General features: G+C 32.7%; 23 protein-coding genes. 9 read left to right on the forward strand and 14 right to left on the reverse strand.

The genetic code is table 11. The annotated features are described in order from the left end of the window. Window positions 1-563 precede the first annotated feature (563 nt). The 12 genes from IGI44_RS11165 to IGI44_RS11220 all read right to left on the reverse strand — a co-directional run bounded on the left by IGI44_RS11165 (window position 564) and on the right by IGI44_RS11220 (window position 14,795). Window positions 564-2,312, reverse strand: coding sequence for a hypothetical protein (locus tag IGI44_RS11165; RefSeq protein ID WP_438787795.1), 1,749 nt, complete (start codon window positions 2,310-2,312; stop codon window positions 564-566). A 662-nt stretch (window positions 2,313-2,974) separates the two neighbouring features. Further along, window positions 2,975-3,934, reverse strand: coding sequence for an NAD-dependent epimerase/dehydratase family protein (locus IGI44_RS11170; protein ID WP_438787796.1), 960 nt, complete (start codon window positions 3,932-3,934; stop codon window positions 2,975-2,977). Window positions 3,935-4,068: 134 nt separating this feature from the next. Beyond that, on the reverse strand, window positions 4,069-5,493 hold the full coding sequence (locus IGI44_RS11175) for a lipopolysaccharide biosynthesis protein (RefSeq protein WP_438787797.1): 1,425 nt from the start codon (window positions 5,491-5,493) through the stop codon (window positions 4,069-4,071). 2 nt (window positions 5,494-5,495) lie between these two features. Further along, window positions 5,496-6,467: a glycosyltransferase family 2 protein gene (locus tag IGI44_RS11180; RefSeq protein ID WP_438787798.1), complete on the reverse strand. Its 972-nt coding sequence runs from the start codon at window positions 6,465-6,467 to the stop codon at window positions 5,496-5,498. A 12-nt stretch (window positions 6,468-6,479) separates the two neighbouring features. Beyond that, complete coding sequence (locus IGI44_RS11185; RefSeq protein WP_438788984.1) at window positions 6,480-7,307, reverse strand: LicD family protein; 828 nt, start codon at window positions 7,305-7,307, stop codon at window positions 6,480-6,482. Continuing rightward, window positions 7,304-8,701, reverse strand: coding sequence for an O-antigen ligase family protein (locus IGI44_RS11190; protein ID WP_438787799.1), 1,398 nt, complete (start codon window positions 8,699-8,701; stop codon window positions 7,304-7,306). Before IGI44_RS11190 ends, IGI44_RS11185 begins: the two co-directional genes overlap by 4 nt. Window positions 8,702-8,718: 17 nt before the next feature. Then, window positions 8,719-9,693, reverse strand: coding sequence for a glycosyltransferase family 2 protein (locus IGI44_RS11195; protein ID WP_438787800.1), 975 nt, complete (start codon window positions 9,691-9,693; stop codon window positions 8,719-8,721). Beyond that, window positions 9,693-10,751, reverse strand: coding sequence for an NAD-dependent epimerase/dehydratase family protein (locus tag IGI44_RS11200; RefSeq protein WP_438788985.1), 1,059 nt, complete (start codon window positions 10,749-10,751; stop codon window positions 9,693-9,695). Before IGI44_RS11200 ends, IGI44_RS11195 begins: the two co-directional genes overlap by 1 nt. A gap of 7 nt (window positions 10,752-10,758) precedes the next feature. Further along, window positions 10,759-11,460 (reverse strand): IspD/TarI family cytidylyltransferase, encoded by a 702-nt coding sequence (locus tag IGI44_RS11205; protein ID WP_438787801.1) that lies wholly within the window; start codon window positions 11,458-11,460, stop codon window positions 10,759-10,761. Then, window positions 11,461-12,333: a LicD family protein gene (locus IGI44_RS11210; protein WP_438787802.1), complete on the reverse strand. Its 873-nt coding sequence runs from the start codon at window positions 12,331-12,333 to the stop codon at window positions 11,461-11,463. A gap of 15 nt (window positions 12,334-12,348) precedes the next feature. Then, entirely contained in the window at window positions 12,349-13,389 is a 1,041-nt protein-coding gene (locus IGI44_RS11215; RefSeq protein ID WP_438787803.1) for a glycosyltransferase family 2 protein, read from the reverse strand. Window positions 13,390-13,403: 14 nt separating this feature from the next. Further along, entirely contained in the window at window positions 13,404-14,795 is a 1,392-nt protein-coding gene (locus tag IGI44_RS11220) for a sugar transferase (protein ID WP_438787804.1), read from the reverse strand. A gap of 661 nt (window positions 14,796-15,456) precedes the next feature. On the opposite strand from IGI44_RS11220, the gene IGI44_RS11225 reads away from it, so the two are divergent. From IGI44_RS11225 to IGI44_RS11265, 9 genes are all read left to right on the forward strand, one after another. Continuing rightward, window positions 15,457-15,771: a hypothetical protein gene (locus IGI44_RS11225; RefSeq protein ID WP_438787805.1), complete on the forward strand. Its 315-nt coding sequence runs from the start codon at window positions 15,457-15,459 to the stop codon at window positions 15,769-15,771. A gap of 240 nt (window positions 15,772-16,011) precedes the next feature. Further along, complete coding sequence (locus IGI44_RS11230) at window positions 16,012-16,215, forward strand: hypothetical protein (RefSeq protein WP_438787806.1); 204 nt, start codon at window positions 16,012-16,014, stop codon at window positions 16,213-16,215. A 22-nt stretch (window positions 16,216-16,237) separates the two neighbouring features. After that, window positions 16,238-16,450 carry a DUF2922 family protein gene (locus IGI44_RS11235; protein WP_438787807.1) on the forward strand — a complete coding sequence of 71 codons (213 nt, stop codon included), beginning with the start codon at window positions 16,238-16,240 and terminating at the stop codon, window positions 16,448-16,450. A 68-nt stretch (window positions 16,451-16,518) separates the two neighbouring features. Then, a complete protein-coding gene (locus tag IGI44_RS11240) occupies window positions 16,519-16,905 on the forward strand; it encodes a hypothetical protein (RefSeq protein ID WP_438787808.1) in 387 nt (128 codons plus the stop codon). A gap of 64 nt (window positions 16,906-16,969) precedes the next feature. Next, window positions 16,970-17,449 carry a hypothetical protein gene (locus IGI44_RS11245; RefSeq protein ID WP_438787809.1) on the forward strand — a complete coding sequence of 160 codons (480 nt, stop codon included), beginning with the start codon at window positions 16,970-16,972 and terminating at the stop codon, window positions 17,447-17,449. A 643-nt stretch (window positions 17,450-18,092) separates the two neighbouring features. Continuing rightward, window positions 18,093-18,299 (forward strand): hypothetical protein, encoded by a 207-nt coding sequence (locus IGI44_RS11250; protein ID WP_438787810.1) that lies wholly within the window; start codon window positions 18,093-18,095, stop codon window positions 18,297-18,299. Then, on the forward strand, window positions 18,271-18,627 hold the full coding sequence (tnpB, locus tag IGI44_RS11255) for an IS66 family insertion sequence element accessory protein TnpB (RefSeq protein ID WP_438787811.1): 357 nt from the start codon (window positions 18,271-18,273) through the stop codon (window positions 18,625-18,627). The genes IGI44_RS11250 and tnpB overlap by 29 nt, the downstream gene beginning before the upstream one ends. Window positions 18,628-18,867: 240 nt before the next feature. Beyond that, window positions 18,868-19,113 (forward strand): hypothetical protein, encoded by a 246-nt coding sequence (locus tag IGI44_RS11260; protein ID WP_438787812.1) that lies wholly within the window; start codon window positions 18,868-18,870, stop codon window positions 19,111-19,113. Beyond that, window positions 18,999-19,979, forward strand: a complete 981-nt coding sequence (locus tag IGI44_RS11265) for an IS66 family transposase (protein ID WP_438787813.1) — start codon at window positions 18,999-19,001, stop codon at window positions 19,977-19,979. The genes IGI44_RS11260 and IGI44_RS11265 overlap by 115 nt, the downstream gene beginning before the upstream one ends. 245 nt (window positions 19,980-20,224) lie before the next feature. Here IGI44_RS11265 and IGI44_RS11270 read toward each other — a convergent pair whose 3' ends face one another. Beyond that, window positions 20,225-21,478, reverse strand: coding sequence for a glycosyltransferase family 4 protein (locus IGI44_RS11270; protein WP_438787814.1), 1,254 nt, complete (start codon window positions 21,476-21,478; stop codon window positions 20,225-20,227). Between the two features lie 13 nt (window positions 21,479-21,491). Beyond that, entirely contained in the window at window positions 21,492-24,485 is a 2,994-nt protein-coding gene (locus IGI44_RS11275; protein ID WP_438787815.1) for a rhamnan synthesis F family protein, read from the reverse strand. Window positions 24,486-24,509: the final 24 nt, after the last annotated feature.

Here is a 24,509-nt window from a genome sequence, read left to right on the forward strand (position 1 = left end):
AATAGCTACACTATTTATGGATATGAGAGTACTACTTCTTCTCTGGTTTCAAGCAGTGCTGGTTAAAACTCTTTTATTATTTAAGATAATATATTGTATCTCCTATTTCTCTAATTACGAAAAGCTAGAAAAACTACCACTAATAGAATATCCTAAATGATTATTTACCAACATTTTTCTTGTATGCAAATAAAAAAATTTTGTTTGAAAAAAATCTTGCTGATCAAAACTATCAAGCTACTTAAGAAGCTCCTTAATTGAGAGTTGTACTTTCTAAAAAATTGAATTGATCGACGAATCAATTCAATTTGATAAAGAGTTTTTAGATTATAGATTATTAAAGACCGCTTTATTAGCGTCAAAACCTTCAATCTGTCACGTATTTTACCGTTAAAAACAACCTCGCCTCTACAAGCACAATAACCACTCACTTTTTTGGACAAGCTCACGTGAATTTCTTTTCATTCTTACTTAAACTTGGAAAACATCTTCTTTTTGAATATCCTTTTATACGTATCATTTTTTCGTTATCAAAATTTATTAAACATTGAAACTTTAATATCTTACTCTATTCTAATTAGTTTCAAAACATAAACAATAATATAAATAAAACAAAATAGAATTGTAATTAGTTTAATTGTCAAGATTATACTCATGTTAAATGTTGACTTATATCCTACTACCACAATGTTATTTCCAACTTTACTTTTTGTTTTTAAAAATCCCAGATCGCTTTTTTTTACGGAATTAGGTTTGACTTTTTCCCCGTTCAAAATTATTGTCGAATGACTATAAATGGCTATCGGTACTACTATCTCATTATTATTCTCACTAAACCACTCCAACTTAATTTTTGAGTCATTTGTCACACTCATTTTGACGTTGTTAGGATTCTCCATTACTTCTTTTTTATAAATCGTGTAAGGATCTCTTCCTAATATATCTTCCGAATTCAGATTTTCTGGAATAGGTAAGTAATCAGAAGTCCCTTTTCTGATTAAATCGAGCGCTTTTGTTAAATCTTTATCTTTAATTTTGCTTCTGAAAATATTCGGATCGGTTTCATAAAGATATGATGTATTGTTTCCTCCTTGAGTAGGATTATCACTCAACCAGTAATTTGAACTTTCCTTAACAGAATTATTAACATTTGCTATTGATATAACAGCTCCAGTTAATAAAATAATCTTAGATATTTTTATCTGTTCGCTATTTAACTTAGTGAACAACCTCTCTAAATTAAGACCTATACCTGACAAAATTAGGATATAAGCAATTATTGAGAACCTCATTGGGAATTGAAACGTAGAAAAAAATGATATTTTACTGGCTAAAGTATTCCATGGAACTAAGTTTGATGAGACAAAAAGGAATAATCCACCAACGAAATTAATTATTTTTTCTAAAATTGATAGCTTTTTCCAAATTGAACTTACATAAAGCAAATGCATGATAAAAAGTACTGAGAAAATGAGTCCCAAATTACGAGTCTCGTTTTTAGTTATTGATAACATTACAGTACTGTTTGACATATTATTATTGATAAAAGGACTTAACAAATTGTTAGTGAGATATACTTCTAAATAGCTATAAAGAGAGTTAAGCGAAAGAAGAACTGTTAAACCAATTGAAACAATTGCTTTAGCTAACCACTTCATTTTATCTTTACAATGATAAAAACTTACCGCAAAGAATGGAGAAATTGCTAGAACTCCAATAAATGCTGATAAAATATGCGTTGCAATCAGTAAAGACATAGGAATTGATAGAAAAACAGGATTAATTGGCCTTTGTCTATCTTTAACAGCTTTGATTGCCGGTAAGAATAGTAGTGGCAGGAAGGCTCCCCCCCAACTAATAAATGACTGGATTAGAGCATAAAAACTAATAAGTGCACATGACATATACAACATTGACAAGATAATTGATAATTTCTCGCTTATTTTTAAATACTTAAGTAAAACATACATATTTAGCCCGCTTAATAAATAGCAAATAAAAGAGGATATTATTTGAAATCTAGTCCACGTCTTACTTATTAGCAACAGGCACGCTAGTAAGTAAGACAAATCATAACCATATAATGCATTTACTATTCTTCCACTTTGATTGAAACCATAGATTGATTGAAAATAATTATAATCTCCAGTTTCAATTTGATGAGCTAAATCATAAATACGATTAAAATGAAATGAAATATCATCTCCCACCATTATTGACTTGTAGAATATTTGGGGAGAAACCATTATAAAAGCTACTAAAGATATGATAAATATTGCTTTTCCAGTTCTAAACCATAAATCCTTTTTCATTAATAAAATCCACCTTAAATATTTAAATAGTAAGTATTTTTCAGTTTGATTAACTTTTTACTAAAATATTAAATTATAGTATTCTTATGCATCCATTCATATTATAGATGTTTTTGTCTTTCAAAAATAGGAATACATGCTAGTTTCCACTGAAGAAAGAATATGTCCAACTCTTTAATCAATCAAAAGAACAACACTAACTATCAGTAAACAATTAATTAGATATAGAATCTAATATGAATTAGACCATTTAAAATTATATGAATCTATTTTTTTATATATAAAAATTGAAAAGTTAATATGAATATGCATAAGTTTCATTAGTAAAAAGCCTCTGGCCGCTTTAGATGCCTCCGTAATTCTTTAACGGTATTCAAAGGATTACGAATTTGATATGCAAGCCATTGAAAAAATTCTGAATGTTTTTGATAGCACAAGCTTTTTGGTAAAAGGATATCCATATAATAATGACATTGTGGCATCAACATACACGTCGGTTAAAGTGAAATTTATGCATTAATACTATTACTAAATCATCTTTCTAATAACAAAAAAAGCTATTTGTTAGTGTACTAGTTTATTCTCATAATTCTTTATACAAAAATAATCATAGCATTTCTTCAAACATATACTCTGAAAAATATTTTCCAAAGTGATTAGAATCAATGTGAAGTAGTTAAGCCTTCGGATACTAAGTATTTCTTTATTCCCTTTTCAATACTAAAGTACGGAGTATAGCCCAACTCTCTTAATTTACTGATATCAGAAATTGAATCTTTAATGTCTCCAGTTCGCTCGGCTTCATGTTTAATAGAAAGTTTTACATTAAGAATATTATCAATGACATTGATTAGTTCGCTTAAAGTAATCTTTCTTCCAGTACCAACATTGTATTGTTTTCCTAAAGACTCTTTTTTTCTTGATACAAGTAGTAACGCTTGAACAACATCCTCAATAAAAATAAAATCGCGTGATTGGGAACCATCCCCAAACAAAGTAAAATTCCCCTCTCCACCAGCAAGTATCTTTTTATAACAATCAATTAAAATTGATATCACTCCACTATAGGGCGATTCAGGGTTTTGCTTTGGGCCATAAACATTAAAGAAACGAACAGCACTAGTCTTAACACCATACAAATGATTATAGTCTAGCACATATTGCTCGGCAGCAAATTTATCGATCGCATATGGTGTAAGAGGGCGAATTACTGATTCTTCCTTCTTAGGCAGTGTGGGCTCATCACCATATACTGCAGCGGACGAACTAAAGACTAACCGTTTCAAATTTTTTTGATACTTTCTGATTAATTCCAGCAGCATTAGAACACTTTCAAAGTTAATTTGATGAGTTTCTATCGGTCGTTCGACAGAATCAGCTACACTAGCGATAGCAGCAAAATGAAAAATATAATCAAAAGAATTTTTTAAAACAACATCAGTCATCAAATCTTTATCCGTTACAGATCCTTTAATGAATTTAATATTTGAACTTTTATCCAAGTTTACTTCTTTGCCCATCGACAAGTCATCAATTACAATTACATAATTTTCTTTAGATAGGTAGTTAGCTAGAGTAGAACCAATAAAACCAGCCCCACCTGTGATTAAATATTTTTCCACTAATTTCTCTCCTAAAAATCTTTTTTTTTATGGTGCCAAACATACTCTGTTAGTTTAGCATTTCATTTTGAAAAAAACCACAAACAAAAACAAGCTTAGTAATAAGTACTCTACTTTTACTAAACTTGAAAAAACTATTTTGATTTAATCAAGTGGATAAAATCCTTTGCACTACTTACAACAGATTGATGAGTTATTAGAAGATAAATTAAATAGAAAACTGCATACATGATCAAACTCATTAATGATCCGTCAAATAGCAAATTACTTATTATGAATAATAAGGTAAGTGCTGTCTCTAAAAAGGTCCGATATCCAAATTTGACGTCCATCGCGCGACATAAAAAAAATTCTGCCAAGTTACATCTTAATGCCAAGCTGAAAATAATTAATGCTACTGACAACAAGAGATTCTCTACAACGAAAATGACAAACAAAGATAGCATTAATGACACAGCCAATGTTATTACATTTACTCTTAAAATCGTTTTTTCTTTTCTCAATGACTTTAGATACGTATTTATTAATAAAGACATTCTTCCTTCATAAACTACAATTGGAAAAAGGATTCCCATATACAATAAACTGTCATGATAAGCAGGCAACCACATTCCTAAAATCAACTTTGCGGGAATATAAAAAAGGAGTATTCCATAAGTTACAGGTACAAAAATATTCCGCAATGTTAGAAAAAGTTTGGGCAATTTATCCTGATTCGTTCTTCTTAGTAAGGGAAACATAACAACTCCAATTGCGTTAACAAAGGTCAAAAACATATTTGAAATGCTTAACGTAAAGGATAATTTACCAAATGTTTCAATTGACCATCTATGTTGTACGAAAAAGCGGATAGATCCTAAAATCAACATGCTAGCTATATTGCTCAATAATAATTTGCTTCCAATATTAATATTATCTAATATTTCTAAATACATGTTCTTTAAAGGGATTAACTTTTCAGTAACCATATCTTTGATACGAGAGATTCCCCAAATCGTCAAAATAAATTTAGATAAAATATCCATTGCAATCAACCAATAAAAATCACGCCCTCCAACTGAAAAATATATCCCAATAAATAAAACATAAAGATATCTATCATTTCTCGAAAGTTGAGCATATTCCTTAATTCGATTTGTTGACTGAAAAATGTATAGTATAAAAGTTTTAACGATAGTAACCACAGAAACAACTGCCGTAAGGATTAAAATCAATGATTGATTATTTAAAGACATAAAGAATAAAGCCCAAAATATTACTACTCCTGACAAGATTAACTCTAGCATCAATAAGTACCAGAATTGAGAACCTAATGATTTCTTATCTAATCTATCATATTCTTCTCCACCAATTTTCAAATATATTCCGTCAACCCAACCAAAATGTAAGAAGCCAACATAGGATGAATAGAATACATAAAGTTGCCAGTAACTGTATTCTGTAACACCCAATAATTTTGGCACAAACAAATTAAGTAATACGGAGATTCCTAAAGTAGCAAAATTAGCCGCCACAGTATAATAGAGATTTTTTATAATTACTTTTGCTTTTTCATTCACAATTAATTCCTCATAAACTTCATTTTTAGTATATGCTTGAAGTCCGCGCTAAAATTGAAAATAGTCATGTACGACAAAGCTTTAACAACCAACTTGCTGATTTTTCCACTTTCAAGAACTGTAATCCTAGCATCATTTTCTTTAACCATTTTTCCTAGTAACTTCATTTTTTTATCTTCACAATGAATTTCATTCTTATTTTTTATATAATTCATTGCACAAGAGATTCTCACATTAAACCTTTTTAACTGATTTATTCTTACTTGATAATAAGATTCTTTCTTCGTAGCGTTATCCACTTCTCTTTGAAATGAGCTGTTTTCATGCCTTCTATAATTAATTGTTGGCTCAGCTAAATAATATAGCCTATCATTTATCAAACCACTCCCCCACATTGCAACATCGTGAGCAGGATTTTCTAGAATATCAAAATACGAAATAACTTCTGGAACAAACTCTTTAGCTAATGCAAAAACACACCCAGGACGCTTTAACAAAATATTCTTATAAATGAAATCAATTTTCTTAGTTCCATTTTTATCTGTTGTTGTTAATTTTCTAAGTTTTGAAGATTTACCTGTACTTTCCATAAGCTCATCATAATCAGAAACTAACACACCAATTCTGCTATTTTTTTTAAATTGAGAAACCATCATTTCTATTTTTTTAGGTTTCCAAATATCATCCTGATCACAAGTAAAGATAATATCCCCACTAGCTACCTGTATAAGATTGATGAAATTCCTTCTCCAACCCAAATTTTCTTGATTTCTAATAATTTTCCATTGAGACTTAAGATCGTTAACTTTAATAAATTGTTTTACTATTTCAACTGTATTATCCGTTGATAAATCATCTGAAATAATCACTTCATCAGGTAACAAGGTTTGATTGAAAATTGAATTTAACTGCTCAGTAATAAAGTTTTCACCGTTATAAGTAGCTATTACAACGGATGTTCTAAAATTAATCATTTTTTCCCAGCCTTAATCCTTAAAATAGAATTCATATGGATGATGCGTAACACGTTCCTGTTTTGGCGGTAATTCCATATAATTACCATATCTTAGAGTTAAAAATTTATCTCTATCTTTAATGGAAAGAAACGTATGGCCCTCAAATTCCACTTCCTCATAATGTTTGAACCATTCTGAGGGAAAAACACCCCAAACTTCATTAATAAATTCCATATAACCACAATATTCAGAAGTTTCAAAGGGATATTTTGTAACAATTTTTTGATACTCATTTTTCCAAAAGTCATGATCCCCTATTTTTAAAATTTGTTTGTATTTTGGATAAAGAACAATCCTTTTTATATGTGCTTTAATCCAAGATCGTGAAATCGCATAGGATTGATTCAAAGTCATTACCATATTAGCACGATACTCTTCACATAGATCACCAAATTTTTTCCTTTCATCCAACTCTGAAGGAAATCCATCAATAGGAAAAATATCTACATATACACCTAGATCAGCATCTTCACTTCCATAGTATTGCTTACTGATAGCTTTTGTTCTTGGATCGACTAATTTAGCAAAAGCATAGCGATAATTCTCAGAAGTTTCTGGACTAAGTAAAATGTACTCACTTTGTTTTGACAGTAAAGTGAGTAATTTCTGATAATCAGGTCTTGGCATAACAATATCTAAATCATCATCCCAAGGTATGTAGCCTTTATGTCTTTCGACACCAATTAAACTACCATAAAAAATTGAATAATTAATATTATTAGATCTACACAATTTATCAATATAAATCAAAATTTCAACACTAATTTCCTGTATTTCTCTAGCGGTTAATTGCTTCATATTTTGCATCCCTTTTCCTCATAAAATTGATTACTAATGTTAGTAATTTTTCCTAAATACAACCAGAATAAGAATGCTCCTATTTTGTTTACTAATATTAATTCCGTCAAAAAAATTGCAGAAATCAAAATAGCCAAGCAGACTAAATTCTCCATTAAAAAGCGATCATATTTTGCAAAATTAGCTGTTAACAAAATTCGTAGAGAACCTAATACTTTAATTGTAATAAATGAAATCATCGGGATTGTACCTAATAAACCTGTAGTTGCTAACAAATAAAAAAAGAAATTGTGAGACGTTTGTCGCTTTGTCGAAATAAAAGTATTCGGAAGATGTTTCATTGCATAGCTCATCAAATTTCTCGGAGAAGTTCCTACAATTGGAGTTGTCTTAAAAATGTCAAACGAACTCTCCCACAACTCGAATCGATTATTAGAAACATCCTCTTTATTTTCAACGTCATCTCTTGTTAAGGTTAGATCTTCCTTATTGCTACCTGAAGAATTTTCAATGAAAAAATTTACAGTTGGGACGTTTTCGGCTAGTTTTGGAAAAACGATTTTAACAGCCGATTCTCCTCCTACTATGCATAATAGAACAGCTATACTAACGAACAGACATGTAATATAAGAAAAAAAACTTTTTGGAGTTTTTATTTTATTATAAGAGAAGAAAGCTCCAAAGAAACTTACTACAATTAATGCAATAAATGCGGTGCGTGAACCAGATAAAACTATATATATAAATTGAATTAAAATAGAAAATATTCTACTAAACTTACTAAAAGAAGTATTTTTTTCTGAAAAAAGATAATAAACAGAAAATACAATTATTACAACAGAAATAGTTCCTGCAAAGTTAGGGTCAGCAAAAATGCCATACAATCTATTCTCAACAAATCCAACTCTAAGTCCGTTATAAAATTTGTCCAAAGGAGCGACGTAAGAGAAATGAACGAAAAACATCATGACTGAAATGGTGGATAATAAATCCCAAGTAATAATAATTATTTTCTCAAGTAATTTAATACAAGTTTGCATTTCCATGGTACTTCCTATTTGAAATACAACGAATAAATATATTATTTGCCAAATGATTAGTTTGATATTTGCCATAAACCCTATCGGTCCATTCAAAATGGTCGACAAAACTAAAGCAAATAAAAATAAAAACAGCAATATATTCCCTCTGATTGATATTTTCTTTAGTATAAAAAAATCTATAAAAAGAATTACTATCCCAAAGATTGAAGTTAAGGTAAAAAGAAATGTATCCACTCTTGAAGGTAATAAACTATATATACCTATCAATCTTACTATCAGTTCCAAGCAAAAAGTAAAAAGAAATACCTTCTTAAAGAATACATTGTAATTTTCAATTTTTTTAATTTCCATTCTTTACTTCCTAACATTTAGCTATTTTTAGACTTATTTTTTGAATATTCAAGGTAAGAAACCAATTTATACAAATTAATATTCAACATTAGCAAGACTACTGATATTTTTCTGTTTCTTGTAAAATATTCATTCTTCATAATAAAGCAAAAATTTCTTCTTAAAAAGCTAACAATTTCATTTCTCTCAGAGACGAATTCTTTTTTACCCATCAACAATTTATCTAATACGATTAAATGAGCCCAACACACTCTTGTATGAGCAATGGAATTATATTGTGGATAATTCTTTTTAATATATTTTTCATTGTTCTGCCAAACTTCTATGGTTTTCAAATCTATCATAGAGAAGGCTTTCGTCGTTATACTATTTTCTCGATGATAATAATAATACTTTTGGCTGGTATCAATTACAACCTTACTTACATTCTCTAACAAATATAACATCACTGCCCCATCTTCAGTAATTGATCCTTCTGGATAAGAAACATTCTCAAAAAGCAATTTTTTATACAATTTGTTAACTGGATGAACAGAAATAATTTTAGCTTCAAGAATTAATTTCACAGCTTTATCACGATTTACAACAAAGTACTGTTGATCAATTCTTTTAACTTCCTTTCCTTCATAAACATCGTAAATACCACAAATAGAAAGCTCTGCTTCTTCTTTTTTTAGATTATGAAGAAGTAATTCATACATATCCGGATCGATAAAATCATCACTATCGACAAAACCTATGAACTCCCCATTGGAAATTTCAATACCTTTATTTCTCGCACAACTAACACCACCATTTTTTTGATGCAAAACCCTAATTCGATTATCTTCTCTAGCATAATCATCACAAATTTTTCCTGAAGAATCAGTTGATCCGTCATCAACTAAGATCAATTCAAAATCTCTAAATGTTTGATTTAAAATTGATTCAATTGTTTTATTAAGATATTTTTCCGAGTTGTACACAGTTACTATTATACTTATCTCACACATTAAATCCGCTCATTTCTTATTAACTCCACAGTATTTTTTAATGACTCATCTAAAGAAAAAATTGATTTCCAACCAATCCCTTCAATCTTTTCTGAGGCTAGTATAGCTTGACTGGCAGTTGAAAAACCAATTCTTTCCTCTTCGTCAGGTAAATCAAAAATAACCTCCTTTTGATTCAAACCTGCTAAAACTTGTGCCAAGTCTTTTAGATGTAAATCAAACTCTTCTACAGCAATATTATACGCTTCGCCATTCTCACCAATTGCCAGAAGATAAAGTAACGCGTAAACAACATCGCCAACATATGCATAAGAAAAATACTGCTTACCCATGCTTTTTAAAACGATATCTTCACCGTTTACAGCATTCAAAATAAACTGAGAAGAGGCTTTTGAATCATTCAACAACATCGTTGGTCCAAATGTACGACAAATTCTTGGTATAACAATATCCAAATCATATTTAGCAATATAAGCTTGACAAAGACTCTCGCTGGCGCGTTTGCCCTCTGGATATCCGGCCCGCAAAGTGTTGCAGTCGATGTAACCACAGTAATCTTCTGAGAATTTCTCAATATCTCCACGATTTTCTCCGTAGACTTCAACCGTTGAAAGAAATGCTACTCGCTTTGAATTATTCTTAACTGCAAAATCTAAAACTTGCTGAGATCCCATCAAATTTGTCATTATCGTTCCAATTGGATCAGTTGCATAGGCTCTAGGATGTGTGTTGCTAGCACCATGAAAAATATAATCTATTTTAGCTTTAATTGTAATTGGTTGAGTCACATCGGCTTCAATCATATGAAACAAATCCGACGTTAAATACATCGAAAATCGTTTTTCTAAGCGTTTGATGCTTCTTCCCATAGCAAAAACATGAATATTGGCATTATGTTTTTCATTCCTCATCATCAATACATCAATCATATAGGAACCAATCATGCCCGTTGCCCCAATAATCAAAAATGAGTGATTATCAATTTTGCTCCAGTCATTTTTTGCTTGATTGATTTTCGTTAATTCAGCAACATAAACATCATTGTTTAGTAACACAATTCCACCTCTAATCCTTCATCTTTAAGTAGGCTTTAAAAAGTTCCAAATCATCTTGAGTCGTTAATTTAATATTCTTATCTGAACCCGCAGCAAAATATAATGTCTCACCAAGTTCAACCATCATCGTATTAGTATAAGAAGAATCGGTCATTCCAATATCTTCTTTCATTGCCTTATCATACGCCCAGCTCAATTTACCAAACTGATAAGCTTGTGGTGTGGATACGCGACGCAAAGTATTACGATCGATATACTGTTTTGTAGTTTCTTCAGTATCTTTTAAGAAAATTTGTTCATTATACGGCAATGAAGTCACACCATTTCCGTTTTCTTGACACTTTACAATGACATCTGATAAAACAATTTCATCTACTAAAGGACGAATGCCATCATGAATAATAATAATATCATCTTCATCAGAAAATTCTTTTAAAAATTGAACACCATTATTGATTGATTCTTGACCCTTAGATCCTCCAGAAATAATCCATTGAACTTTTTTTAGTCCATATTCCTTAATATATCCCCACAACGTTTCTTCCCAACCATGTTTACATACTACTAAAACTCTATCAACCATTGGATGCTGTTCAAAGGACTCAAGAGTGTAAATGATAATCGGCTTCCCCTCAATAGTTATGAACTGTTTTGGAATATCTTGACCCATTCTCTTTCCGACTCCGCCGGCAATAATTAATGCTGTAATCACTTAGTTATCCTCCTTATTTACTAAATAATAAATTCCTTTATATTTTTTGTATGTGTTATTTGGATCTATGAATACAGTCTCGTGATGTGCTACTCGCTGATCTTTTGGAGGAAGCTTCATATAGTCTCCAAAAACTTTTTTTAGATAGTTATCGTACCCAATCGGTAACGGTAATTCTGTATTTTCAAAGGTAACCTTTTTAGATTTCGAAAAGTCCTTTTGTGAATAAATGTTTCCCATATATCTAGGACCTACACACAACTCGGTAACGACCCCCGTCTCCTGTTCATTGTACTTAGTCATTTGTCTTTCCGCAAATTTCCAAACATGATATTTGTTCAATTGACTTGGAGCGATACCCAACATAATTTTACCTAATTTAGCAAAAAAAGTACCATGATTTTGAGGTACTTGTTGGCTGCAATAGATAGCATAAACTAGAGCCCAAAACTTTTGAATTTTCCTTTGGTAATTCTTTAGCGGAGCAACATCTAAAGGAAAAATATCGATCTGTATGCCGTGACTAATATCTAAATCCTTTTGGTATGTTTTAATAAAAGTAGTCTCTTTATCTCGTAATGTAGTAAATGAATTGCGATCATTATATTCCTTACTTGCTCTCAATAAAACATACTTACTATCTTTTTTCTGATCTTTCCATAAAGCCATCAGTTTTTCATAGTCTTTTCTAGGCATAAAAAAATCTAAATCATCATCCCAAGGGATAAATCCATGATGCCTAATTGAGCCAATAGCACCACCACCGCATAAGTAACATAGTAAATCATTCTTATCACAAAAATCAGTAAAATACTTTGCGAGTTTTAAACTAGTTTCTTGAATTTGACGTAATTGCTTGTCTTTACTGTACATCCAATCCCTCAATCATTAATAATTTCTTTTCAACAATGCCATTAAACCAGGTATCTTCATTTCGATAAAAGCTCCGGTATTAAGCACTATCATAAACATAGGTCTCGGCATATTGAAAAGTAATTTAGTAATTTTTTTTGCTATAGTAGCGCTTGTGGCAATTTTTTTTGCTTCTAGTATAGAGCTATCGCTTAAAATTGAATTGATCTCCACTTTTTTCTGTTGTCTATCAATCATATCTGTTTCTAAAATTGAAAAAATCACTGATACTGTACCTTTAAGCAGCAATGCAGCCATTCCTGGCTTATCTCCGCTATTTGTAATTGCATTACTTCGTTCATAAAATTCTTTAAAAGTCGCAAACTTATTTTCATTATATTGATTGGTTATTCCTAACCCACCATCGAAATTATAGACATATTCAATTTTGGAATTCATTACAACTACAGAACAATGTTTATAATAATCAAGATTAAAAATCCGGTCTTCACAACTACGATAATTCTTAAAACGAATATCATTATTAATAATGACATCTCGTCTATAGCATTTGTTCCATACAACGTACATTAGCTGTTTGTTCATTAATTCATACATGTTTGACAAAAATTCTTCCTTATTATCGTAAATGTACTCCTCAACCAAATAGTTTTTTTCATCCGCAATCTTTTCCTGATTCAACGTTCTGAAATTAAAAGAACTGATAATTAAATCAAGTTTCGGATTAGCAGAAATGATAGATGAATAATCATCCAAGATCGTTTTTTGAGGAAAATCATCGGCATCAAAAAAAAGGATATAGTCACCTTTCACTTGCTCAATTCCATAATTTCTAGCTAACCCAGGACCACCATTTTCCTTACTCAATAACCGAAATCTCTCATCACCACTAATGATGTTACTAATAATTCCCTCTGTTTTATCAGTAGACCCATCATTAACAAGTAGGACCTCAAAGTTGGGGTAATCCAATTCTTTTAATGTATTTATTGTCCTAGTAATTGTCGCTTCAGCATTGTACACCGGAATAATAATACTAAATTTTGGTTCAACCATTTCTCCACCCCAAATTATTGAAGAATTTTCTCTTTAGGAAAATCCATTTTATCTAACGAAGTACATAATTCATCTTCCTCTAACCCTTGAGATGAAACTTTATCAAACAAAATTTTGATTGTTTGAAGTAATATCTTCAAATCCAGCATGAAAGAATATTTCTTGATGTATAATAAATCAAATTTTAATTTACTATTGTAATCAGATGCGTATTTTCCATACACCTGAGCATATCCAGTAATACCCGCACGTACATTGTGACGTAAATAATAGTAGGGGTTTTCTTGATTGAATTGTTCAACAAAGAATGGTCGTTCAGGTCGTGGACCAATAATCGACATATCACCTTTAAGTACGTTGATCAGTTGAGGCAATTCATCAAAACGAACCGCACGAATAAATTTCCCAACAGGAGTCACACGTGCATCATTACTCTTCGCCAAGACCGGTCCAGATTTAGATTCAGCTGTTGCACTCATAGAGCGAAATTTATAAATTGGAAATTCTTTCTGACCTTGCGTGATTCTAATCTGTTTATAAATAATCGGTCCCGGCGATGTCGTCTTTACTAAAATTGCGGTAAGCAACATAAATGGTGAAGCAATCACCAGTAGAATCAGTGAAACCACAACATCAAAAAGACGCTTGAACATCGCATCTTCAGAAGGGATCTTAAAGCCAGATGATTCAATGATACTCTCATCTTCGAAATTCATAATATTAGGATTGATCGTAATCAAATTTTCAAATGTTGTATTCAAAAATAATTTTTTATCTTTTCTTGTAACCAATTGATAGATTTTGATTTTTTCTGATTCTTCAATATCTGATGCTAAATATACAATATCTACACTATCGATTATTTTTTTTAAGTTATCATAGAAATGATTTAATATTACTGCCTGCACTTTATGCTTATTATTCTTTTGTGAACTAAAATTTTGTATTGCTGGTGCGACATCTTTCTCAAATCCCAAAATCGTTACTTTTTTATCCGAGCTTAATCTCATATAGGCTTTATAGATAATTGTTCGATAAATAATCAATAAAACCGTCCCTAGTAGAAACGAAATCAAAATCACAGTTCTAGGAAAAGCAAACCAACGTCCAGCGAATGTAATGATCATAATCCCAAGTGACATCAAAAATTGACCAATAACGGTCACAAAAACAATATCACTAATAATTCGATTATAGAAAACGTATGTTCCAAGTAAAACATTTAAAACAATAAAAAAAATCGAAATAAACAGTGCGGAACTTTCAAAAGTCTGAAAGTTTCTTTCTGGAATACTTCCGCCAAATTTCAGCCAAAAACTAAAAAAGATAGAGAAATTATAGACAAGCACATCCATTAGAATAATAAAAATACGACGTGCCGCACTCCATTCGCCAATTGTATTCATGTAAACACTCCTAATCCACGAAATAATCCACTACACATCTTACCATATAGCCCAAAAAAAGAGTAGTATTCAAAAGAAAAGTAAGAAAAACGCAAATTTTATAGATAATAAATTCCACGTATTATTTATTCAAGACGACTTAGCAATGGGACAAGGAAACTATTTCTTGTAAGTCAAAAAGATGCGATGTAACATTTCGAAAATCCCTTGGTAGTATCAGCTTTCCAACGAACCATCAAGTTAGTCTGAATGATTTAAGTTCATGATGAAAAAGTTAGAGCATTCTAGTTTTCAGATGATAAAAATGGTTATCACGATGGGAGATGTATTAAAATGGCTCGTTGTTATTTACTTCCTCAGGTTTTAGAAAGACCTCTGTTACCTTCCGATCCACGATCATGATGAGACCTTGATCGCTTACCTTTATTAGCGAAAAAATATTTTTAAGACGTTACATTCTTATGCTTCTGCGCATTGCTACCCCGATTATGCCATCATTTCCTATAGCCTCAAAAAGCTCAAGCTTTTCGGACAGTATAAAATCCCTTGGTACTGTCAGAACTTCACCCTCTTTCCGCTTGAACGTGCTGATAAAACCATCTGGCTCAATCCGCTAAAGATTCAGAATATCTTCAAACACGAAGAGCAGTACTTTGCCGAAATGGTTAACGGAATGATCTTACTGCTTCCTATCAGTAAACGCCGAGTTACGAAACATGCCGAAATCGCCTCTTTACTTCTAGCCACTATTTCAAGAGGGTACTTCCACACTAGCCGCACTGGTACGACACCACTTGATTTCTTAGAGTTGCCAAATACACCATTCGCTCACTACTTAAGCAAACGACCGCTCCTGCAAGCATTCATCACTCCTATCGGTAAACTGAAAAAGCATTATGAGATTTGTTACGCCTTGTATCATTCCCCAAGTTTGATCGAAAATTTTGATGATGATTATGAGAAAAATTGGTTATAGAAGATAATGTAAGCGTTTTACAAAAATCTTTTATTATACTTCATTCTTTCCCAGCTTGTAAAATCGCAAATTGACCATTACACCCCCAATTTGACCGCTTTTTCATCAAAAACAGCGTTTTTTGCCCGAAAACAGGTTAAATTGACCCCCTTTTGGTCAATTTGCGATTCGCACTTTTTTGAAAAATCCCTTATCTTTTAGTCACCGGCCGGAAACAAAAAATTTTAGGAGGAAACAACAATGATTCAAACGATCGGCAATAAACTACAAGTAGAAATCGATGCAGGCGGAGAAAAAACTAAGAAGATGACCTTTACGAATGTGATGGATGACCCCAGCGAAGAAAAGGTGTTGGAGCTAGGAGAGATCATGAAGGAACTATCCGTTGCAGGCAGTCAGCTAGACGGTGTGATCCTAACCAGCCAATCACGTTACACTAAATAACCCATAGAAAGGAATGGAAAAAATGCTGAAAATCGTCGCAACCTTTAAAAACAGTTTAGGGAAAAACCACACCTGGAGCTTCAATGATCCTGATACTCAAAAGACCGACACGGAGATCAAAGGATTGTTGCAACGCATGACAGAGGTAAAACTTTGTCAGAAAGATGGCGCAGTACTTTTTCACACCGTCGAAACCGCGAAGTACGTCGAAACGATTGAAACAATTATTTTTTAACCAAACACTTTGAGGAGCAGCGGCGGTCTTGCTGCCCTCCTCTACTATAAATGAAAGGATGAGTATCAATGAATGTCATACAAACACTGTCGTTTCGGCAGTTATTCAACTTAAAAGCCAAAACACTCGAACAACGGATCACCAATTTCTACCACGAAACACAAAACAGCAGTGTCACCATCAAATACATTTTAGCCTTGAAAGTTCGCTGCCAATTAGGAGCGGCGGAGTTTGATCATTTTCTAAAGGATCTTGTCCGTGACGTATTTATGCACACCAAGGCCACACGCACCATGAAACGTCTCTTCTATTATTTCGAGGACTACTTTATGGTACCGGAATGGCGAAGCCTGCGTTCAAAAGTCTTTCCTACCCGTAAATTCGGTGAGAAGATTGTCTCTGTTGCCCGCTCCCTTATGTCATTTGTCCGACCAGAAGAAACCGGCGAACCTTGATAGAAAGCAAAATCATTGAAAAATTACCTACGCAGATTAATCACTAAAAGAAAGGAAACGAACAATGACCAAGGATTTAATTGCCACCTTTGGAAAAAGCGATGGCGGTACCCACAATTGGAAATACAAAGGACTCGATCCTACATTATCGGCTCCACAGATCAAAGAAGCTTGCGAACTATTAACGAATCTAGACATTTTTACACAAAACGGCGTAAAACTATTTGATTCTGTGGTCACCGCCAAGGTCGTGACCTACAAAGAAACCCTATTATTTGATCCAGAACATGAGACAAAGGGCGTTCGTTACGATGAAGAGCCCGTTGAGGAAACAACCTGTGAAGAAGTTCGTTGCTTTGAAGTCGCGGAAAAACAAGAGAAATCTACGACAGTGGCGACTACAAAACCGTCTGCACTACCAGCAACACCGCATGGTCGCTACTTTAAACAATTAACCACGATTGAGACTTCAGAAAAAGCAGCGATCGCTGTAGAAAAAGACACAGTTCCACAACCAGGCAATAACCCGTTTAATAATCAGTAACCAACTGCTATGCCATTGGTTGAAGAGTACATTAAAGAAGAAACCAGATTCCTCCAATGGCTTCATAGAATTAGAAAGAAAAACAAAGAAGGACCGCCTGCGACACCGCGGGAATAAGCCTTTTTCCAATTAAATCCGTTCATTGACAGTTAAATACTGCGTAGGAATCAACGGCTGTTAACCCCTGCGAGCTTTCGTAGGGGGTGATCTACTTGCTTTAGAGTTATCTCAAAAGACTCTAACAAAACAACTGGTGCACTTAACAACGAATCTCCATCATTTACCATTTTGACGATAAAAAGTCCAGGCAGAACGATTGTTAGAGCAGTGATTTTTGCCTCAATGATGCTTATTGTAAAGTGTTTGCTTAGTCCTCTCAGATATCAATTTTATTCTAATAATAGGTAGGATACTCTAAATCAGGCAAAAACATTTGAAACATCAAGTGTTTAGAGCGTTTCGCTGAATAGTTTTAATTATAAGACAGACTGCGAGACGTAAAAACACCAATTGTTGGCCCGCGTTTACAGATAGTTTCATAAAGCCACTGGTTCACAGCCTTCGTAAGCGTCGTATACTCAGGCGTCTCGTTTTCTCCTTCGCCGACTGTTAAACTTACTGTATCAACTTACAGGAGGACACTATGGAGAGAAAAGAAATCGTACCTATTCAGATTGTAGACCGAAATCCACCAATGTCCCAAACTGCTCCCGCAAAATCGAAACTCGCGGCTCGTGTAAAATTGGGACAAGCCGAAACGTATATCTACAATGGAACGGACAAATATATTTTGGCAACGATCATGAAGGAGTTGAGTATCCATGCTTCTCAACTTCACTCACTTACCTAATATTTTTATTATTTGCGGGAAAACCGATCTTCGAAAAGGGATTGATGGATTGGCAGCCTTTGTCACAGAAACGTATCAACTGGATGTCTTCGATCAAGCACTCTTTCTTTTTTGTGGGACAAAGTCCGATCGTTTTAAGGCGCTTTACTGGGAAGGCGATGGATTTTTATTATTGTACAAACGGTTTGAAAACGACCGACTTTACTGGCCAAAACACACATCAGAAATTAACCAGTTAAATGTCCGGCAGTTGAAGCGACTGCTTACAGGCTTTTCGATCGAAGAGAAGACAACGATTCATTCCAGCACCAAGGGTGTTTTCTATTAAAGTAGTAGAAAACGTTGATTTCATGCTGTTTCCACTACTTTCTTGCATAGGAAAATGGCATAATAATAACAGATGATATTGAAAAACAGGGGGTGTAAATGGTTGGCAAAAAAGGGAAATCAGCTTCTTTTGGATAACAAGAGATTAGAGAAAAAGCTCTTCGAGATGACGAAACAATTTGAACTCGTCCTTGAACAAAATTAATACTTACAAGAACGGTTATTTGCGCTGCAGCATCAAATGTATGGGCGGAAAAAAGAGGATACCCCATCTGTCGATGGACAGACAAATCTCTTTGTTACAGACTCTTTTAGTGAACCAGAGCAGACTGGTCAAGAAAGCCAGGAATTGATTGAGGTAAAGAGCTTTAGATGGAAAAAGACAAAAGGAAAAAAGCCTTGCCGCTGGCACACTTACCCGCAAATCATCTTCACTATTATTTGGAGGGTGAAGACTGTCTTTGTGATGCTTATGGCACTTGTATGACTGAAATTGGCTCCACCGTCGTTCGTGAAGAACCTTTATTCACTCCTGCTCATATTGAAAAAAATTTATTTCACCAACATGCCTATAAGTGTTGTACGTGTGAAAAAGGCAATGGATCAACGACGATTAAGAAAGCACCAGTACTAAAGCCCCTAATCAGTAGTAGTTTTGGAAGACCGACGATGGTGACTCAGACAATGATTGAAAAATATGTCAAGAAAGTGCCTGGCAATCTAAATAGTGATGCTTACGCCGCTTATGAAAAAATATCTGGTATTAAGAATGTTTACTGTTGGGCACATGTTCGTCGGAAATTTCATGAAGCGATCGGCTCACAGCCGAAAAAATATAGCATCGCCTTATTAGGTGAGCGCTACTGTGATCTTCTTTTCAAAGAAGAGAAGAAACTACGTCATTTAGATCCAACGGATCGAAAAAAACAGCGTTATCAGTGGATCAAACCAATCGTGGATGAATTCTTTTCTTGGGCATCCAATCTATGCGTGCTCCCAAGATCAAAATTGGGAGAAGCGGTGGCTTATCTGTTAAAGTACAAGGAAGGATTATGTATGTTCTTAGAGGATGGACGATTAGAAACCACGAACGATCGTGCGGAACGAGCCATCAAAGAATTGGTCATCGGTCGAAAAAATTGGTTGTTTTCAAAAAGTGAAAAAGGTGCGCAAGCAACAGGGATCAATCTAAGTATTTTACGCACCGCTGTAGAAAATGGATTAGTCCCGAGAAAATATTTGATCTACTTATTTGAAAAGATACCCCACCTGCCAAGTTTAACAAAAGCTGCACTAGTAGCTTATTTGCTTTGGAATCAGGAAATTCAAGAAAAATGCCGGGCCAATTATTAGTGGAACAAGCAAGCCCATCAATCATCCTGAAGTATACAGGATGATTGATGAATTTTTGAATACACCTTACTATGAGACGCTTACTACAATTCCCCCAATTATTAAATAAAAACAACTAAGGTAGGAAATAATTTCCACCTTAGTTGTTTTTAAATTGCTTTCTCATTCTTACTTTACATAGTCGAACTTACTAAACTAATCTAATTTCATAGAAATCTGACTAGAGTAATTAGGTCATTTTAAAGTTAAATAGGAAATACCCTATTTTTAGCCTTATTGTAGAATACCCGAATTTTCTTTTCAACTCTAGCTATCCTGCTTTTCTTCTCATTTGTACTATAAAGATTTGCTACATGTCTAATTGGATTTAATGATATTTCATCTTGACTTTCAATTGAATTAATAATCTCTTTATAAACATTTTGAATCTGATACTCTTTTCGTGCTTTTGGCATAATTGAGATACTTTTATTTTTTTCCTCAACAAAATTTTCCAACATATACTTCATTTTTTGTGCTAACTCTTCAATATTTCCAAGTTTATAAGGATGCCCAAAATCAAAAAAATTATACACCGAAAGATGTCCTGGGTTATTTGAAAAAATCGTCGGAACTCCATTTAAGATTGCCTCAACATAGACTAAACCATAAGTCTCTAATTTTGAAGGAAAAATGCATATATCCTTATTGGTTACCATTTTCCAAGGGTCATTTAATCCCCCTAAAAATTTAATATTCTTTAAATGATGTGTATCAATGTACTCTAGACACTGCTTCTTATAAGTAGAATCCCATGAACCAATGAAAATCAGTTCAGAATCTTTAACATCAGCAATTTTGAATGCCTTTATTAACTCCAATTGATTTTTGTTATCCGTTACTCTTCCTACTGAAACAAAACGAATTTTTTTAGCTTCTTTTAACTTTTGATCAGATACTTGTGTATACGGGGCAAATGTATCTACTTCTTTTGAAAAAATAGGGGCCAAATATGCCTTTAGTTCACCCGTAACACAAAAAATCTTTTCTGAATATTCTTCTAAAAAATCTATTCTATCCCGATAATAACCAAATTCACCTTTTGGAAACTCATGCAACAACCAGTAATGTGGAATACCTTCAGCAGAAGCAGCAAATGCCCCTTGAAACATATTTACTGTATTTGTGATGACTAAATCAATTTCATTTTTTTTAATAATATCTCTAATCTCACAAATATTTTCGCGATAATATAGATTACGTTCTTCAATAGAGCCGGGCTGACCCCCAGGGGCATCCTCCCACCACCATTTTAAAACCGGTATAAAAAAAGTCTTTATCCCAGCTTTTTTGTATTGATCATGATACTCAATTTGTTTTTTATTATAAACCTGTGGGACAACATTAAAAATCTCATATCCTTTAAACTTTAAGAATTTCATTAAATGAAAAATTGATATCTCTGCTCCATTATCTAAAGTTCCAGTTGGCGAAATAAACAATATTTTTTTTAAATTCAAAAAAAACGCTCCCTCATTTTTTGATGGCTCTTAAGTATTCTACCAATGAATCTTCTTTTGACGTGACACATTCATTTAATACGAAGTTATACGCATTATTTGCTATTTCTTGACGTAAATCAGCGGATAACACAAGTCTTTCTAAACAATCATACCAATCATTATCATCAACTAATACACCAGTGACTCCGTTATTTATCATTTTCTTAAAAGTCCCTAAATTACTCGCAACAGTCGGAACTTTAACTAGAGCTGCTTCAAGCCATTTTATTTCTGATTTAGCTTCGTTAAAAATAGAATTGGTTAAAGGTGCAAGATTGATATCCACTTGGCTTATAAGAGATGGCAACTCATTCCAGTCCACATAATCATGGAAAATAATTTGTTCATGAAATCTAGATAATTCATCTGGTATTGTTAAATGACCAACGAGATGAAGTTCAACATTTGAATGTTTCTTAAGCAATCTAGCAACATCATTTTTTATCAAATTAAAATCTTCATTATGCGTAATGGAACCCGAAAAATAGCCTAATTTAACTTTATTAGATCCAATTACTTTGCTACTAATTACTCGATTACTTATCTCAACTAGTTCTTGGCTTGCTAGATTTCGATTTAATAAAACTAAATCCTGATAATTTGAAAGTTCTTTTTGTAGTTTACTTGTAGAAGTAATTGCTCCATCACATAAACGTAACATGCGACCGTAGTTTTTAACACCCGCATCATAATTTTGTTTTTTTTGTTCTGAGAGTTGCTGTGTATAGGGTAATTGATCTGTGTACTTTGTATCAATCACCAAATCATCAATGTCATATAAAACAGTTTTATTAAATTGTTTAGCTAATAAACATAATTCTGCAAGCAAATCACAATAACCGTATCGATAAATGATAATCAAGCTTGCATTTTCAGCATCTGATAGGCGGAATTGTGACATGTTAACTGTTTTCACATTGAAGCCATTTAGTCTTAACTGCTCAGCTTTGTTAACTACTCTATAACGTGTACATTGTGGAATAATATTTTCTACACCATCGATTATTAAAATATATTGACTCTTTTCCTTATTTTTTATATCACTCATTATTTTTTCAATTTCTTCGATCGGATAACTTGTTTGCTGCTCTAAATAATCTAATAGATCTGGAACCTCAGAATGTCGCTGTAATCCTTGCCATAAAAATTTTTCATCATTATAATTATTCAACGCTGAATACTTAATCAAAGGGACACCCTCTTTTAACATCGTCAAAGGATGGATGTACATTGCACTATCTTGATTATTAGCTGCTAAAGCTCCATGTCTGAATCCAAGATCATTAAAGTGCTTAGTAAATACCGTTTCATGAAATCCAATTGCTTTATTTCTAGAGTTAGTATCGTTTAGAGCTTCCCAATAGTCATAAAAACCTGAGTAGTTCAATAAAGTTTTTCGAATAACCAAAAAGAAAGTTTGCAAATGTAGAGGGATATACTTATATGGATTTAAACCAGTTATATCACTTTGTTCTTCTCCGTATGAAATACCCCAGAAATCAAGATTTTTTTCCTGCATTTTTTCAAAAGACGTAGCCAAATCACCTATCGGACCGATATTTGTATCATTGATTAGTAGCAACTCGTCAAACTGTTTCAAGTATTGTTTACCAAGAGACATGATTCCATATCTAAACGCCGCAGTATCATATCCAACATTCTTACGTACAGAAACTTTTCCATAATTGCTTAAGATTACCCGATCAGAGTCTGACAGATTACCATTGACTACGATCAATACCTCTTCACAAAGCTCCGCAATAGCATCTAAAAAAAGCAACTTGTATTTCTGAACAGACTCTTGGTTTTCATATATCACATAAATCAGAAATCTTTTTTGATTACTAGTATTATATCGACTTCTTTGAAAATCTCGAACTAGCTTCAATAATCCTCGTTTAGGACTTGGAATTTTTTTATACCATCTAACTATTTTATTTTTGAGTCTATATCCCCCTTTTTTTAAAAGTCTCGGATTATGTATGACTCTATTGATAATACTAATAGGTTTGACAACTAGATTTCCGATGCGATAAGACTTAGACTGCAATATTTCATTTTTTTCCTGAGTTAATATATTGTTAATGTGTTGAAGTGTCTCAGCATTTGACTTTAGTTGGAAAATTTGTTCTTTATTTTCAAGATTCTCATTTTTCAATTCTTCAGTATATTTCGTTACATCTGAAAGATGTTCAATTAGATCTTGGATCCGCCCCTCTAATATTAAACTATTTGCATTTAAAGCAGTGAAAATCTCATCCGGAAAATTATTAATGTACTTTTTCAAGATATATGCATAAATTTTATAAAAATACTCTCTGGAAGTATGATTATCTTTACGTGAAATTGAATTATTCAATACTCTATAATTTAATGATACATTTTCAGCATAAACGGCTTTTGCATTTTTCATTAAAATTAAATTCATCATAAAGTCATAGTCTTCTAGAAATTCGCGGTTCAATTTGATATCGTAACGACTATCGCCTACTGCCTGACGTCTGATTAATGAAGTATTTATTATGTAATTTCCTTGAAGAAAGCTAATCAAATCAAATGTTTTCGCCTTCATGAAAATCTCATTTGTATCAATATTTTTTAAATCGCAATAAACAATGTCTGCTTTTTCATGTTCTGCTTTAGTAAGCAACTTTTCAATAAAAAGAGGATCCAAAAAGTCATCGCTATCTAAAAATAGAAAATAATCACCCTTCGCTATTTCTAATCCTTCATTCCGTGTGTAACAGACTCCTCGATTTTCCTTTTGAATAATAAATTGAGTATTTTCGAACGGATCATTTTCTAGTATTCTACTGATACGTTGAGTTGTCTCATCAGTCGATCCATCATCAATAATAATTAATTCAATACTTCTATAGGTCTGCTCAAAAACACTTTTTATACATTGTTCAATATAGTCTTGATGATTAAAGCTAGTTATAATCACTGAAATAATTCTATCCATTTTTCCTCACTTTACAAATAAACA

Source organism: Enterococcus sp. DIV0756, from assembly GCF_051710745.1.
Classification (GTDB): Bacteria; Bacillota; Bacilli; order Lactobacillales; family Enterococcaceae; genus Enterococcus_A.

What these genes read in the sequence shown, in the direction of transcription:
- IGI44_RS11210 (WP_438787802.1), bottom strand. Translation starts at nt 12,333, where the DNA reads ATGTACAGTAAAGACAAGCAATTACGTCAAATTCAAGAAACTAGTTTA.
- IGI44_RS11220 (WP_438787804.1), bottom strand. Translation starts at nt 14,795, where the DNA reads ATGAATACAATTGGCGAATGGAGTGCGGCACGTCGTATTTTTATTATT.
- IGI44_RS11245 (WP_438787809.1), top strand. Translation starts at nt 16,970, where the DNA reads ATGACCAAGGATTTAATTGCCACCTTTGGAAAAAGCGATGGCGGTACC.
- IGI44_RS11185 (WP_438788984.1), bottom strand. Translation starts at nt 7,307, where the DNA reads ATGAAGCAATTAACCGCTAGAGAAATACAGGAAATTAGTGTTGAAATT.
- IGI44_RS11190 (WP_438787799.1), bottom strand. Translation starts at nt 8,701, where the DNA reads ATGGAAATTAAAAAAATTGAAAATTACAATGTATTCTTTAAGAAGGTA.
- IGI44_RS11230 (WP_438787806.1), top strand. Translation starts at nt 16,012, where the DNA reads ATGATTCAAACGATCGGCAATAAACTACAAGTAGAAATCGATGCAGGC.
- IGI44_RS11235 (WP_438787807.1), top strand. Translation starts at nt 16,238, where the DNA reads ATGCTGAAAATCGTCGCAACCTTTAAAAACAGTTTAGGGAAAAACCAC.
- IGI44_RS11275 (WP_438787815.1), bottom strand. Translation starts at nt 24,485, where the DNA reads ATGGATAGAATTATTTCAGTGATTATAACTAGCTTTAATCATCAAGAC.
- IGI44_RS11195 (WP_438787800.1), bottom strand. Translation starts at nt 9,693, where the DNA reads ATGTGTGAGATAAGTATAATAGTAACTGTGTACAACTCGGAAAAATAT.
- IGI44_RS11180 (WP_438787798.1), bottom strand. Translation starts at nt 6,467, where the DNA reads ATGATTAATTTTAGAACATCCGTTGTAATAGCTACTTATAACGGTGAA.
- IGI44_RS11240 (WP_438787808.1), top strand. Translation starts at nt 16,519, where the DNA reads ATGAATGTCATACAAACACTGTCGTTTCGGCAGTTATTCAACTTAAAA.
- tnpB (WP_438787811.1), top strand. Translation starts at nt 18,271, where the DNA reads ATGCTTCTCAACTTCACTCACTTACCTAATATTTTTATTATTTGCGGG.
- IGI44_RS11215 (WP_438787803.1), bottom strand. Translation starts at nt 13,389, where the DNA reads ATGGTTGAACCAAAATTTAGTATTATTATTCCGGTGTACAATGCTGAA.
- IGI44_RS11250 (WP_438787810.1), top strand. Translation starts at nt 18,093, where the DNA reads ATGGAGAGAAAAGAAATCGTACCTATTCAGATTGTAGACCGAAATCCA.
- IGI44_RS11265 (WP_438787813.1), top strand. Translation starts at nt 18,999, where the DNA reads ATGGAAAAAGACAAAAGGAAAAAAGCCTTGCCGCTGGCACACTTACCC.
- IGI44_RS11260 (WP_438787812.1), top strand. Translation starts at nt 18,868, where the DNA reads ATGTATGGGCGGAAAAAAGAGGATACCCCATCTGTCGATGGACAGACA.
- IGI44_RS11225 (WP_438787805.1), top strand. Translation starts at nt 15,457, where the DNA reads ATGGTTAACGGAATGATCTTACTGCTTCCTATCAGTAAACGCCGAGTT.
- IGI44_RS11165 (WP_438787795.1), bottom strand. Translation starts at nt 2,312, where the DNA reads ATGAAAAAGGATTTATGGTTTAGAACTGGAAAAGCAATATTTATCATA.